Genomic DNA, 12,372 nt, shown 5'->3' on the forward strand with positions numbered 1-12,372 from the left:
ACGCGCGTTACATCTGCTCTGATGTCCCCATCGTCAAGCGGAAATCACTTGCCTTGTGAGGATTCCACGATTCGCACTGCAGCTGCGAAGGCCTGTTCCGCGTCGAGGCCGGTCGTGTCGATCAGGATCGCGTCCGCCGCGGGCACCAGGGGCGCCACGTCGCGCGCCGCGTCCCTCGCGTCGCGGGCCGCCATCTCGGCGGCGACCTCGTCGAGGCTGGGCCCGGCGCCGCGCGCGGCGAGCTCGGCGTGGCGGCGGCGCGCGCGCTCCCCGGCGCTGGCGGTGACGAAGAGCTTCACGCGCGCCTCGGGGAAGACGACGGTGCCGATGTCGCGCCCATCCAGCACCGCGCCATGCGCCGCGCCGAAGCTGCGCTGGAAGTCGAGCAGCGCCGCGCGCACGGCCGGGATGGCGGCGACCTTGCTGGCCGCGGCGTCCGCGGCGGGGTTGCGCAGGTCGCTGCGGGTGAAGTCGGCGGGCGTGAGCGTGCGCGCGGCCTGCTCGGCGGCGGCGGGATCGGCGGGATCGGCGCCGGCGTCCAGCACGCGGCGGCCGGTGGCCCGGTAGAGCAGGCCCGTGTCGAGATAGGGCAGTCCGAAATGCGTCGCGAGGCGCCGCGCCAGCGTTCCCTTGCCGGCCGCCGCGGGGCCGTCCACCGCGATGACCAGGGGCGCCGTCACGCCGGGACCATGGTCTCGGCGCCGAGGGCGCCGCGCATCAGCGGGAGGAAATTCGGGAAGCTGGTGGCGATGAAGCTGCCGTCGTCGATCGAGAGCGGCGCCTGGCAGGCGAGGCCCAGCACCAGGGCGCTCATGGCCAGGCGGTGGTCCATCTGCGTCGCCACCAGGCCGCCGCCGGGGGGCGGCCCGCCGCAGCCATGGACGAGCAGGTCGTCGCCCTCGATCTCGCAGCGCACGCCGGCCTCGCGCAGCAGCTCGGCCGTGCCGGTGAGGCGGTCGCTCTCCTTCACGCGGAGCTCGGCGAGACCGCGGAAGCGGCTGGTCCCAGTCGCGCAGGCCGCCGCGACGGCGAGGATCGGGTACTCATCGATCATGCTCGGCGCCCGCTCGGGCGGAACGTCGACGGCATGAAGTTCGGTGAATTCCACGGTCAGGTCTCCCACCGGCTCGCCGCCCTCCAGCCTCGGATCACCCACCTCCAGCCTGGCCCCCATCTCGCGCAGCGAGGCGAAGAGGCCGGTTCGCAGCGGATTCAGCCCGACATTGCCGATCACCAGCCGCGAGCCGGGCACGATCAGCGCCGCCACCAGGAAGAAGCCGGCCGAGGAGGGATCGCCCGGCACGTTCACCGCCGCCGCGCGCAGCTCCGGCTGGCCGGCCAGCTCGATGACGCGGCCGTGCCCCCTGGTTTCCACCCGCACCGTCGCGCCGAAATGGCGCAGCATGTTTTCCGAATGGTCGCGCGTCGCCTCGGGCTCCACCACGCGTGTGATGCCGGGCGCGCAGAGCCCGGCCAGCAGGCAGGCGCTCTTCACCTGGGCGGAAGCGACGGGGAGCGTGTAGTCGAGCGGCAGCGGATCGCGCGCGCCCTCGATCGCCAGCGGCAGCCGGCCACCCTCGCGGGAGGAAAAGCGCGCCCCGCAGGCGGCCAGCGGATCGGTCACGCGGCGCATCGGCCGGCGGCGCAGGCTGGCGTCGCCGGTCATGACCGCAAAAATCGGATGGCCGGCCAGCAGCCCGCAGATCAGCCGCGCGGCGGTGCCAGAATTGCCCATGTCGAGCACATCGGCCGGCTCGGTCAGCCCGCCGATCCCGCGGCCCGCCACGCGCCAGCGCCCTGGGCCGAGGTGATCCACCGTCGCGCCCAGCAGGCGCATGGCGGCGGCCGTGCGCAGCACGTCCTCGCCTTCCAGCAGCCCCTCGATCTCGGTGGTGCCCACGGCCAGCGCGCCGAACATCAGCGCGCGGTGGCTGATCGACTTGTCCCCGGGCACCGTGAGGCGGCCGGAGAGGCCCTTCGGGGCCGGGCTGGAGCGCAGCGGAGTGGGATTCGGGTCATGCGACATGGGAGCCCCCGTTTGACACCGACGCGCGGCCCGTGGCAATGCGCGCCGCTGCCCAATGGGGCAGAAGGAATCAGAGGGCTCCATGGCAAAGCCTGAACTTGGTTTGAAGCGCACCTGCGTGGCCTGCGGCGCGAAGTTCTACGACATGGGCAAGCAGCCGGCCGTTTGCCCGAAGTGCGGCACCGAGCAGCCGGCGGAGCAGCCGCGCCCCCGTCGCTCGGCCAATATCGTCCCGGACGAGAAGCTGAAGAAGCGGGCCGTCGCGGCGACGGAGGCGGATGGCGACGACGTCGAGCTGGAGGACGTCGAGGCCGATGCGGTCGAGGATGCCGACGAGCTCGAGGACGAGGACGAGGTCATCGCCGACGAGATCGAGGTCGAGACCGACCGCGAGGAAGAGACTTAAATTTAATGCCCTCAGACGCCGGGCGGCCGCGTCCGCGGCCTTGGCTTCGCCGCGCCGCTGAGGCGCCCGGCCGGTAGGTCATTTCGGCGGCGCCGGCCGCTGTGCGGCCGGATTCCGCCACGGCGCGTTAACTTTTCTCCAGTAGCCAGCCGCCTGCGCTCCCTGGAAGTCCAGGCAGCCCTGCGTCCGGCTCCGGTTGCGGTGCGGCCCCCGCGCTCGTATCTAGCGAGCCATGCGCGGTCTCGCTTTCGCCTTCCCCTTGGCCTCCCTGCTGATGCTCGCGGTCCCCGCCGCCGAGGCGCAGCAGCGAAGCGCGCCCGCCGCCGCGGCGCGGCCCGCACAACTCGGCGCCTTCCAGGCCTGGACCGCGGCCACCCACACCGAGGGCGGCCAGAAGGTCTGCTACGCCTTCACCCGCGCGCGCAGCATCGAGGGCGTGCCGGGGCGCGAGCAGAACAACGTCATGCTCGTCGTCACGCACCGGCCCGGCAGCCGCGACCAGGTGGCCTTCCGCGTCGGCTACGCCTTCCCGCGCAACGCCGAGGCGAAGCTCTTCGTCGGCTCGAACGAATTGGCCTTCTACACCTCGAGCGACACCGCCTTCGCCCGCGACGGCCGTGCCGTCGTGGCGGCGCTGCGCGGCGGGCGCGAGGCGCTCGGCCGCGGCCCGGGCCCGAACGGCCGCGGCCAGGCGACCGACACCTTCGGCCTCGCCGGCTTCACCCAGGCCTACGACGCGATCTCGCGCGAATGTCCGGCGCCGCGCAGGTGAGCAACGCCTTCCCGCCCGCCAACCGCGTGGCCCAGCCGCCGGATGGCCTGACCGAGGCGGAACGGCTGCGCATCCTCGCCAAATCCGCGATCTTCTCGCCGCCGCCCATGACGGACGAGGAAGGCCGGCGCGAGCTGGTCGGGCTGACGCGCGAGCAGCTGGCCGAGGAAATGGCCGCGATCGGCGAGAAGCCCTTCCGGGCCAAGCAGCTCTGGCACTGGATCTATCACCAGGGCGTGCGTGATTTCTCGGTCATGAACAGCATCGCCCGGCCGCTGCAGGCGAAGCTGGCCGAGCGCTTCACCATCGGCCGCCCCGGCATCACCACCGAGCAGACCTCCACCGACGGCACCCGCAAGTGGCTGTTCAAGTGGCGCGACGGGCAGGAGGTCGAGACCGTCTACATTCCCGAGGACGACCGCGGAGCGCTGTGCATCTCGACGCAGGTGGGCTGCACGCTGAGCTGCTCCTTCTGCCACACGGGCACGCAGAAGCTGGTGCGCAACCTCGGCACCGCGGAGATCATCGGCCAGTTCATGGCCGCGCGCGACAGCTACGGCGAATGGCCGACGCCCAAGGGCGAGGAAGGCCGGCGCGTCTCCAACATCGTCGTGATGGGGATGGGCGAGCCGCTCTACAATTACGAGGCGACCGCGCGCGCGCTGAACATCGTGATGGACCACGAGGGCATCGCCCTCTCGCGCCGGCGGATCACGCTCAGCACCTCCGGCGTCGTGCCGATGATGGACAAGTGCGGCGAGGAGCTGGGCGTGAACTTGGCCGTCTCGCTGCACGCCGTGCGCGACGACCTCCGCGACGAGCTGGTGCCGCTGAACCGCAAGTATCCCATTGCCGAGCTGCTGGCCGCCTGCCGGCGCTATCCCGGCGCCTCCAACGCGCGGCGCATCACCTTCGAATACGTCATGCTGCGCGGCGTGAACGACAGCGAGGCCGAGGCGCATGAGCTCGTCCGCCTGCTGCGGGACCTGCCGGCCAAGGTGAACCTGATCCCCTTCAATCCCTGGCCCGGCAGTTCCTACCAGACCTCGACGCCCGAGGCCGTCCGGCGCTTCGCCGCCATCCTGAACGACGCCGGCTATTCCAGCCCGATCCGCCGGCCGCGCGGGCGCGACATCCTCGCCGCCTGCGGGCAGCTCAAGACCGAGAGCGAGCGCGCGCGGCGCACCACCGCCGCGTGAGTTCCGCATGTTCCCGCCCGCCGGCCTCGCCCGGCGCCCCGGAACATGCCCAGGCCCATCCGATCCGAGAGTTTGAATGACCGAAGGCCGCTCCAGCGTCACCGACCCGCCGGAGGTCGCGCCGCGGCCGAAGGTGGCCATCTGGCTGCTCTCGCTGGCCAGCTTCGCCTCCTCCTCGGGCATGCGGATCATGGACCCGCTGATGCCGATGGTGGCGGCGGATTTCGGCGTCACGGTCTCGACCGTCGCGGTGATCGTGGCGGCCTTCATGCTGTTCTACGGCAGCGGCCAGGTGGCGACGGGGCCGCTCGGCGACCGTCTCGGCAAGCTGCGCGTGGTGACGGTGGCGCTGATGCTCTTCGGCACCTTCACCATCCTCGCGGAGTTTTCCGGAAGCGTGACGCAGCTCGCGGTGCTGCGCGGCGCGAGCGGGCTGGTGGCGGGCGCGATCATCCCTCTGCTGCTGGCGCATATCGGCGACACCGTGCCCTATGCCGACCGGCAGGCGGTGATCGGGCAGTTCCTGATCGGCAACGTGATGGCGCAGCTGGTCACGGGGCCGATCTCGGGCGTGATCGGGCAGCATTTCGGCTGGCAGGCAAGCTACCTGGCCTTCGGCGCCTTCACCCTCACGGTGGGCGTGATCATGGCGACGCTGATGGGGCCGGCACTGTTCCAGGGCCCGCCAGCGGGCGGGCGCGGGCAGAGCGGCTTTCTCGCCTATGCGAAGATCCTGAAAATCCCCTCGGCGCGGCGGCTGATGTTCGCGGCCTTCCTGGACGGGGCGCTCCTCTTCGGCGGAGCCTTTCCCTTCGTGGCCTCCTACCTCATCGAGGATTTTTCGCTCTCGGCCGGCGAGGCGGGGCTGATCGTGGCCGTCTTCGGGCTGGGCGCGCTGGCCTATACGCGGCTGGCGCGGCGGATGGTGCGGCGCTTCGGCGAGCGCGGGCTGCTGCTGGGCGGCGGGCTCGGGCTCTCGGCGGGGCTGGCGCTGACGGCGCTGTCGCCGTGGTGGGGTCTGGTGCTGGCGCTGCAGCTGCTGCTGGGCTTCTGCTTTTACAGCTTCCATGGGGTGCTGCAGGCGCGCGCAACGGAAGCGCTGCCTGAGGCGCGGGGCACCTCGGTGTCCTGCTTCGCCATGTCGCTGTTCCTGGGGCAGACGACGGGGTCGCTGGTGTTCGCGGGGGTGATCGCCACGGGAGGATACCGGACGTGCTTCCTGTTGTCGGCGATGGGCATGGCGGTGTTCGCGGTCTGGATCCGAGGCGTCTCCAGCCGCTCGTGACGGTCATCAGGACGCCGGCGGCCATTCGCCTTCCGGCCAGTCCCGGGCCGCATGGACGATGCGGAGGATGACGATGCCCTCGCCGCCTCCCGGCATGCTTCGGATGGCATAGGCGACGACGTAAGGGCGGCCGGCGACGATCTTCTCGTAGGTGCTACTCACACGGCCGCGCCGACCCGTGGCGGCGATGCCCAGCCGCTCCGCGACCTCGCGAATCTCGGCCAGCACCCGTCGGGCGGCGGAGGGATTGCGCTCGGCGATGTAGGCGATGCTTCGATCGAGTTCCTCCAGCGCGGCCGCGGCCCAGAAGACAGGTCGTTTCAACGCTTTCCTCGTTCGGCGGCCGCGATGGTCGCTTCCAGACGGCCCATGGCCTCATCCTGCGGCACCAGCCGCCCGGCCTCCGCATCTGCGAGGCCGCGTTCAATCCCCAGGAGGATCCCGGCCTCCCGCTCCACGTATGTCGCGATGGCCTCGGCCGCCAGGAAGGACTTGGAGCGATGGGTCGAAGCTGCGAGGCGGTCGAGCTGGTCCTTCACCTCCTGGGTGACCCGGATCGTCAGGGTGGTGCTGGAGGGCATCTCAGGCTCCGACGGCTGTGCTGACTTGTGTACATGTCAACACAACCGCCCGTCCACAATGGGCTGCCGGGGGGTGCGAGTCCCCTTACGCCCCCCCTTCAGCAATCCGAGCAGCTCATCAGCGGCTGCCCATGCGCCTCGCACATCGCCACGCCGGTCCCCTCCACCATCGAGTTCCGCCGCGGCGGCGTGGTCGCCGCCTGGCCCCGCAGGTTCACCTTGGCGTCGCCCAGCGCCCGGTTCATCTGGCGCAGATAGGCCATGATATCCGTCGGCTCCCAGCCGCCGCGCTTCGAGAACCAGTCGATGCTCACGGTCTTGATCGCCTTGTCCGAGCCGCCGGCGCGCAGCGCGCGGATCACCGTCGTCGAGCAGTTCTTCTTGATCGAGTGGTAGGTCGCCTTCTCGTACTCGTAGCCCGTCCACCACAGGCTCATCTTGCGCGTGTCCAGCACGCCGTCGGCGATCTCGATCACGTCATCCGCAGCCCGGCCCTCCTGGTGGACGTCGGCCTGCAGGGTCGGATTGCAGCGGTGTGTCACCGTGTAGACGTTGGTCGTGCCGATGAACTTGCGCATGATCTTCGCGAGGGTGGGGTTCTTCTTGGCGTTCACCGTGTAGTTGCGCTCCTCGGTGTTCGAGGGCCACCAGGAGATATAGGCGCCCCCCTCGATCTGCAGGGAGGAATGGCCCCAGGAGGCGCCCTCCCCGCCGCGGACGTGATCCCAGCAATAGACCCAGACCTTCGCCATGTGACTGACCCTCCAACCCACCGGTCCCTTCGGGACTCGGTTCTGACACCTGATGGTTGAAGAATGCTGAAATTTCTCCCCGCCTGACAATCGGTTGCCGCCTATCGGGCGGATCGGTCCGGGCGATCAGGGCCCATCGCATGCAGGGTGATGGAACCGTTCCGCCGGGCCCGGCTTTCGCGATCCGGGACCTTGGCGGGGTTGCGGGGCCGGCCGTCCACTGGCATCCAGCCCGCCTTCGCCGAATAGTTTTCCCGAAAGGCTCCCGACATGCGGGTCAAAGATGTGAAGAAGGTCGTGCTGGCCTATTCCGGTGGGCTCGACACCTCCGTGATCCTGAAGTGGCTCCAGACCACCTACAATTGCGAGGTCGTGACCTTCACCGCCGATCTCGGCCAGGGCGAAGAGCTCGGCCCGGCGCGCGACAAGGCGCTGCTGCTCGGCATCAAGCCGGAGAACATCTTCATCGACGACCTGCGCGAGACCTTCGTGAAGGACTTCGTCTTCCCGATGTTCCGCGCCAATGCGCTGTACGAGGGGCTGTACCTGCTGGGCACCTCGATCGCGCGGCCGCTGATCTCCCAGCGCCAGATCGAGATCGCGGAGCAGGTCGGCGCCGACGCCGTGGCCCACGGCGCCACCGGCAAGGGCAATGACCAGGTGCGCTTCGAGCTGAGCTACTACGCGCTCAAGCCCGACGTGAAGATCATCGCCCCCTGGCGCGAATGGGACCTGACGAGCCGCACGCGCCTCATCCAGTTCGCCGAGGAGAACCAGATCCCCATCGCGAAGGACAAGCGCGGCGAGGCGCCCTTCTCCGTGGACGCGAACCTGCTGCACTCCTCCTCGGAGGGTAAGATCCTTGAGGAGCCCTGGGACGAGCCGCCGGAGATGGTCTGGCAGCGCACCATCAGTCCCATGGAGGCGCCCGACGTCGCGACCGAGATCACCGTGCAGTTCAAGAACGGCGACGCGGTCGGCATCGACGGCGAGGCGTTGAGCCCGGCCACGCTGCTGACGCGGCTGAACGCGCTCGGCAAGGCCAATGGCATCGGCCGGCTGGACCTGGTGGAGAACCGCTTCGTCGGCATGAAGAGCCGCGGCTGCTACGAGACGCCGGGCGGCACCATCCTGCACCTGGCGCATCGCGCGATCGAGAGCATCACGCTGGATCGCGAGGCCGCGCACCTCAAGGACAGCCTGATGCCGCGCTACGCGGAGTGCATCTACAATGGATTCTGGTTCTCGCCGGAGCGCCGGATGCTGCAGGCGCTGATCGACACCTCGCAGGCGAGCGTCGAGGGCACGGTGCGGATGAAGCTCTACAAGGGCAACGTGATCGTGACCGGGCGCGAGTCGCCGAAGAGCCTCTACTCGATGAAGCACGTCACCTTCGACGAGGACCAGGGCGCCTACGACCAGTTCGACGCCCAGGGCTTCATCAAGCTGAACGCCCTGCGGCTGCGGCTGGGCGCGATGGCCGGCCGCCGCGGCGGCTCGCTCTGACTTGAGGGGGGCCTTGCCCCCCTCGCATTCCACCTCACCCCATGCGTGACCAGAGCTGGCGCGACAGAGTGCCCAGCCGATCCTCGATGGCCACCATCGCATCCACCACCAGGTCCTCGCGCCAGCGCTGGCCGAGGATCTGCACCCCGATCGGCTTCGGCCCTTCGGGGAACTCGCCCAGCCGCGCCGGCACGTTGCCGGCCGGCAGGCCGAGGTAGTTGCCGAGCGTGGACCAGTGGGCCTGGCCCATGGTCTCCCGCAGCCCTTCCGGGCCCTCGGCATCGCGGCCCGGCGCGTAGAAGGGCAGCGGGTAGAAGGGCGAGAGGAAGAGCGGATACTCGTCCATCAGCACCGACCATTGCCGCGCATAGAAGGTCCGCTGGGCCAGAAGCTGCAGCAGCTTCGGCATCTCCACGGAGGGCGTGCGGCGGGCGTTCTGCTGGAACACGCTCACGATGTCGGGCGAGCCGTATTTCTCGACATCCTCCCACATCAGGGCGAAGCTTTCCGTCATCAGCGCGGTCCGGCCCTCGAAGGCGATCTCGCGCAGCGAGGGCGGCACGACCTCCTCGACGACGTAGCCGGCCTCCGTCAGCGCGGCCTTGGCGTCCAGAAGCGCCTTCTCCACCTCGGGGTGCAGCGGCAGGTCAGGGGCCTCCAGGCTGAAGCCGACCTTGACCGGGCCCTCCAGGGCCGGTCCGCGCCAGGGCAGCGGCACATGGAAGGGATCGCGCACATCGGGCTCGATCATCACGGGCATGGCGAGATGCAGGTCGCGCGCCGAACGCGCGAGCAGACCCTGCGCCGACATCTGCTGCGCCAGGATGCCGCGCTCGGCGCTTGCCGACGGGTTGTAGACCGGGATCCGGCCGACGCCCGGCTTGACCGTGACGAGACCGTTGGCCGCGGCCGGAAAGCGCAGCGAGCCGCCGATGTCGTTGCCATGGCCCAGCGCGCCGATCCCGGCCGCCACCGCCGAGCCCGCGCCGCCGGACGATCCGCCCGGGCTGACATGCTTGCCCCAGGGGTTCCAGGTGCGTCCGAACAGTGGGTTGTCGGTGTCGCAGCGGCGCGAGAACTCCGGCACGTTGGTCCGGCCGATCACCACGGCGCCCGCATTCAGCAGGTTCTTCACCAGCGGCGCGTCGTCAGGCGCAATGAGATCCTTGAGCGCGACGACGCCGTTCGAGCTGGCCTCGCCCTTCTGGTCGATGTTGATCTTGATGGTGACCGGCACGCCATGCAGCGGACCCTTCGGTCCGGTCGCGGCGTCGAGGGCCTTCGCGCGCTCCAGGGCCGACTCCGACAGATCGGTCACCACGGCATTCAGGCCTGCATTGACTGCGTGCATCCGATCGACCGAAGACCGGACGGCTTCGACCGCGCTGACCTGGCCGGACTGGATCAGGCCGCTGAGCTCGGTGGCGGAAAGCTGCCAAAGCGGGGTGGATGCCATGGAGGGGACGAGCCCTTGCTGCTGTGAAAGTGAAAAACTGGATGAGATCCACCGGTCAGGCAAACGGGGCAGGCTCCCTGCTTCGTTCCTGCTAATAGAGCCGCATGACGCTCTACAATCCCCCTGCGTTCCGCGAGGAGCGCCCTGAGATCCTCCTGCGCCTCATGCGGCAGGCCGGCCTCTGCACCCTGGTCAGCAATGGCGCTTCGGGCGTGCCGGACGTCTCCCACCTGCCCTTGCAGACCGACGGCAAGCGCGTCGTCGGCCATCTGGCGCGCGCCAATCCGCACTGGAAGGCGCTGCGCGAGGCCGGGCGCGCCATCGCCATCTTTCCGGGGCCGGAGGGCTACATCTCGCCCAACTCCTACCCCTCCAAGGCCGAGCACCATCGCGTCGTGCCGACCTGGAATTACGAGGCCGTCCATGCCGAAGGGCCCGTCGAGATCGTCGAGGATGCGGAGCGCCTGCGCGAGATCGTCGCCGCGCTGACCGATCAGCACGAGGCGGGGTCCGCCGCGCCCTGGTCCGTCGACGACGCGCCGGCGGAATTCGTGCAGGCGCAGCTCAAGGGCATCGTGGGCGTGGTGCTGACGGTTGAAACCCTCACCGGAAAGCGCAAGCTCTCCCAGAACCGCAGTGCCCCGGACCGCGACGGCGCGATCGAGGGGCTCAGGGCGGAGGACGCAGCGCTGGCCCAGGCCATGCGCGAGGCACGGGACGGGGGCTGACATCGAATGGATATGGAGCTGACGGGGAAGCGCGTGGTGATCACGGGCGCTTCCAAGGGCATCGGCTATGCCTGCGCGGAGGCCTTCGCGGCCGAGGGCTGCGACGTGGTGCTCGCCGCGCGTACGCCGGACGAAGCGGCGGCGACGCTCCGGCAGAAGTACCAGGTGCGGGTGGAGGCGATGGCGCTCGACCTGTCGAAGCCCGCCGACCGCGTGAAGCTGCACGCCGCCACGCTGGGCGCCGACATCCTGGTGAACAATGCCGGCGCGATCCCCTCCGGCAGCCTCGCCGTGCTGGACATGGAGACCTGGGAGCAGGCCTGGGCGCTCAAGGTCTTCGGCTATTTTCATCTGACCAAGCTCTTCGTCGCCGACATGCGGGCGAGAAAGTCGGGCGTGGTCGTGAACATCATCGGCATGGCCGGGCGCGCCTGGAAGCACAACTACATCGCGGGCACGGCTGGGAATGCCGCGCTGATCGCCTTCACCTCGGCCGTGGGCGGCGAGGCGCAGGCGGACGGCGTGCGCGTCTTCGGCATCAATCCGGCGGCCACCAAGACCGGGCGCATGGAGACCCAGGCGCGGCAGCGGGCGCAGGTGGCCTTCGGCGACCCGGAGCGCTGGATGGAGACGCTGACCGGCCTGCCGCTGGACCGCCCCATCGAGCCGAAGGAGATCGCGGAGCTCGCCGTCTTCGGCGCCTCGCCGCGCGGCGGCTACATCGCCGGCACGGTGATCGACGTGGACGGCGGCGGCTGGTTCAAGTGAGCATCTTGTCGGCCTGAGCGATTGAAGAGCACTCTCACCCCGCAACGAACGGGGAGGGGGTTCCATGGAGCTCAGGGGCAAGGTCGCGCTGGTGACGGGCGGCAATGGCGGGCTGGGGCAGCGCATCTGCCACGCGCTGGCCAGGGAAGGCGCTGATATCGCCGTCATCTACGCGAAGAGCAGGGACCAGGCCGAGAGCGTCGCGCGCGAGCTGGCCTCCAGCTACCAGGTGAACGCCGCGGCCTTCGCCTGCGACCTCACCGACGGCGCCGCCGTGCAGAAGGTGGTGGCTGACGTGGTGGCGCGCTTCGGCCGTATCGACCTCCTCATCAACGACGCCGCCTACAACAAGTCGATCCCCTTCCCCGACCTCGATGCGATGACCATGGAGGAATGGGACAAGATCCTGGACGTGAACCTCACCGGGCCGATGCGGCTGCTCAAGGCGGCCGGGCCGGGGATGAAGGCGCAGGGCGGCGGGCGGATCGTGAATATTTCTTCCGTTGCGGGCCTGGGGCCGACCGGCTCGTCCATCGCCTATGCCGTCTCCAAGGCGGGCCTGATCCACCTGACCAAGTGCATGGCGGTGGCGCTGGCGCCCGAGGTGCTGGTGAACTGCGTGGCGCCCGGCCTGCTGGAAGGCACGCGCGCGACGGCCAATCTCCGGCCGGAGCAGGTGGAGCGTTCGGCTGCCAGCTCGCTGCTGCAGAAGCCGGCCGACAAGGACGACTGCGCCGACATGGTGGTGACCATGTGCCGCACGGAGACGATGACCGGACAGACCGTCGTCATCGATTCCGGCCGGACCTTTCACTGAGACGTCATCGGATGCGCCGGCAGCCAGGACCGCCAGCGCATCCGGCCGGATTTTTCGCGGCGCGTGTCACATCCGC

At 69.7% G+C, this 12,372-nt stretch carries 14 protein-coding genes; 8 read left to right on the forward strand and 6 right to left on the reverse strand.

Annotated features, from left to right (window positions below; all coding sequences use genetic code 11):
* Positions 1–44: 44 nt before the first annotated feature.
* A complete protein-coding gene (gene cmk, locus AC1ROY_RS26265; protein ID WP_493151876.1) occupies positions 45–680 on the reverse strand; it encodes a (d)CMP kinase in 636 nt (211 codons plus the stop codon).
* Positions 677–2,026, reverse strand: coding sequence for a 3-phosphoshikimate 1-carboxyvinyltransferase (gene aroA / locus AC1ROY_RS26270; RefSeq protein WP_493151877.1), 1,350 nt, complete (start codon positions 2,024–2,026; stop codon positions 677–679). The genes cmk and aroA overlap by 4 nt, the downstream gene beginning before the upstream one ends.
* 82 nt (positions 2,027–2,108) lie before the next feature.
* Here aroA and AC1ROY_RS26275 point away from each other — a divergent pair, with 82 nt between their 5' ends.
* The 4 genes from AC1ROY_RS26275 (at position 2,109) to AC1ROY_RS26290 (ending at position 5,688) form a co-directional block, all read left to right on the forward strand.
* Positions 2,109–2,432 carry a TIGR02300 family protein gene (locus AC1ROY_RS26275; protein WP_493151878.1) on the forward strand — a complete coding sequence of 108 codons (324 nt, stop codon included), beginning with the start codon at positions 2,109–2,111 and terminating at the stop codon, positions 2,430–2,432.
* A gap of 232 nt (positions 2,433–2,664) precedes the next feature.
* Positions 2,665–3,204, forward strand: coding sequence for an invasion associated locus B family protein (locus AC1ROY_RS26280; protein WP_493151879.1), 540 nt, complete (start codon positions 2,665–2,667; stop codon positions 3,202–3,204).
* Positions 3,183–4,403: a dual-specificity RNA methyltransferase RlmN gene (gene rlmN, locus AC1ROY_RS26285; protein WP_493151880.1), complete on the forward strand. Its 1,221-nt coding sequence runs from the start codon at positions 3,183–3,185 to the stop codon at positions 4,401–4,403. The genes AC1ROY_RS26280 and rlmN overlap by 22 nt, the downstream gene beginning before the upstream one ends.
* 76 nt (positions 4,404–4,479) lie before the next feature.
* A complete protein-coding gene (locus tag AC1ROY_RS26290) occupies positions 4,480–5,688 on the forward strand; it encodes an MFS transporter (RefSeq protein ID WP_493151881.1) in 1,209 nt (402 codons plus the stop codon).
* Between the two features lie 6 nt (positions 5,689–5,694).
* Here the strand turns inward: AC1ROY_RS26290 and AC1ROY_RS26295 are convergent, their stop codons facing one another.
* The 3 genes from AC1ROY_RS26295 to AC1ROY_RS26305 all read right to left on the reverse strand — a co-directional run bounded on the left by AC1ROY_RS26295 (position 5,695) and on the right by AC1ROY_RS26305 (position 7,021).
* Complete coding sequence (locus AC1ROY_RS26295) at positions 5,695–6,012, reverse strand: type II toxin-antitoxin system RelE/ParE family toxin (protein WP_493151882.1); 318 nt, start codon at positions 6,010–6,012, stop codon at positions 5,695–5,697.
* A complete protein-coding gene (locus AC1ROY_RS26300) occupies positions 6,009–6,269 on the reverse strand; it encodes a CopG family ribbon-helix-helix protein (protein WP_493151883.1) in 261 nt (86 codons plus the stop codon). Before AC1ROY_RS26300 ends, AC1ROY_RS26295 begins: the two co-directional genes overlap by 4 nt.
* Positions 6,270–6,367: 98 nt before the next feature.
* On the reverse strand, positions 6,368–7,021 hold the full coding sequence (locus AC1ROY_RS26305; protein WP_493151884.1) for a hypothetical protein: 654 nt from the start codon (positions 7,019–7,021) through the stop codon (positions 6,368–6,370).
* Between the two features lie 270 nt (positions 7,022–7,291).
* Here AC1ROY_RS26305 and AC1ROY_RS26310 point away from each other — a divergent pair, with 270 nt between their 5' ends.
* Positions 7,292–8,527, forward strand: coding sequence for an argininosuccinate synthase (locus tag AC1ROY_RS26310; RefSeq protein ID WP_493151885.1), 1,236 nt, complete (start codon positions 7,292–7,294; stop codon positions 8,525–8,527).
* A 34-nt stretch (positions 8,528–8,561) separates the two neighbouring features.
* Here the strand turns inward: AC1ROY_RS26310 and AC1ROY_RS26315 are convergent, their stop codons facing one another.
* A complete protein-coding gene (locus AC1ROY_RS26315) occupies positions 8,562–9,983 on the reverse strand; it encodes an amidase (protein WP_493151886.1) in 1,422 nt (473 codons plus the stop codon).
* Between the two features lie 104 nt (positions 9,984–10,087).
* On the opposite strand from AC1ROY_RS26315, the gene AC1ROY_RS26320 reads away from it, so the two are divergent.
* The 3 genes from AC1ROY_RS26320 to AC1ROY_RS26330 all read left to right on the forward strand — a co-directional run bounded on the left by AC1ROY_RS26320 (position 10,088) and on the right by AC1ROY_RS26330 (position 12,296).
* Positions 10,088–10,711: an FMN-binding negative transcriptional regulator gene (locus AC1ROY_RS26320; RefSeq protein ID WP_493151887.1), complete on the forward strand. Its 624-nt coding sequence runs from the start codon at positions 10,088–10,090 to the stop codon at positions 10,709–10,711.
* A 6-nt stretch (positions 10,712–10,717) separates the two neighbouring features.
* Entirely contained in the window at positions 10,718–11,479 is a 762-nt protein-coding gene (locus tag AC1ROY_RS26325; RefSeq protein ID WP_493151888.1) for a short-chain dehydrogenase/reductase, read from the forward strand.
* 64 nt (positions 11,480–11,543) lie between these two features.
* A complete protein-coding gene (locus AC1ROY_RS26330) occupies positions 11,544–12,296 on the forward strand; it encodes an SDR family NAD(P)-dependent oxidoreductase (RefSeq protein ID WP_493151889.1) in 753 nt (250 codons plus the stop codon).
* The last annotated feature ends 76 nt before the right edge of the window (positions 12,297–12,372 follow it).

The sequence above is a fragment of the Roseococcus sp. GW821-FHT12F05 genome (genome assembly GCF_058806835.1).

Coding starts and splice junctions, on each gene's coding strand:
- aroA (WP_493151877.1), bottom strand. CDS start 2,026: ATGTCGCATGACCCGAATCCCACTCCGCTGCGCTCCAGCCCGGCCCCG.
- AC1ROY_RS26330 (WP_493151889.1), top strand. CDS start 11,544: ATGGAGCTCAGGGGCAAGGTCGCGCTGGTGACGGGCGGCAATGGCGGG.
- AC1ROY_RS26275 (WP_493151878.1), top strand. CDS start 2,109: ATGGCAAAGCCTGAACTTGGTTTGAAGCGCACCTGCGTGGCCTGCGGC.
- AC1ROY_RS26290 (WP_493151881.1), top strand. CDS start 4,480: ATGACCGAAGGCCGCTCCAGCGTCACCGACCCGCCGGAGGTCGCGCCG.
- rlmN (WP_493151880.1), top strand. CDS start 3,183: ATGTCCGGCGCCGCGCAGGTGAGCAACGCCTTCCCGCCCGCCAACCGC.
- AC1ROY_RS26325 (WP_493151888.1), top strand. CDS start 10,718: ATGGATATGGAGCTGACGGGGAAGCGCGTGGTGATCACGGGCGCTTCC.
- AC1ROY_RS26300 (WP_493151883.1), bottom strand. CDS start 6,269: ATGCCCTCCAGCACCACCCTGACGATCCGGGTCACCCAGGAGGTGAAG.
- AC1ROY_RS26320 (WP_493151887.1), top strand. CDS start 10,088: ATGACGCTCTACAATCCCCCTGCGTTCCGCGAGGAGCGCCCTGAGATC.
- AC1ROY_RS26305 (WP_493151884.1), bottom strand. CDS start 7,021: ATGGCGAAGGTCTGGGTCTATTGCTGGGATCACGTCCGCGGCGGGGAG.
- AC1ROY_RS26310 (WP_493151885.1), top strand. CDS start 7,292: ATGCGGGTCAAAGATGTGAAGAAGGTCGTGCTGGCCTATTCCGGTGGG.
- AC1ROY_RS26280 (WP_493151879.1), top strand. CDS start 2,665: ATGCGCGGTCTCGCTTTCGCCTTCCCCTTGGCCTCCCTGCTGATGCTC.
- AC1ROY_RS26315 (WP_493151886.1), bottom strand. CDS start 9,983: ATGGCATCCACCCCGCTTTGGCAGCTTTCCGCCACCGAGCTCAGCGGC.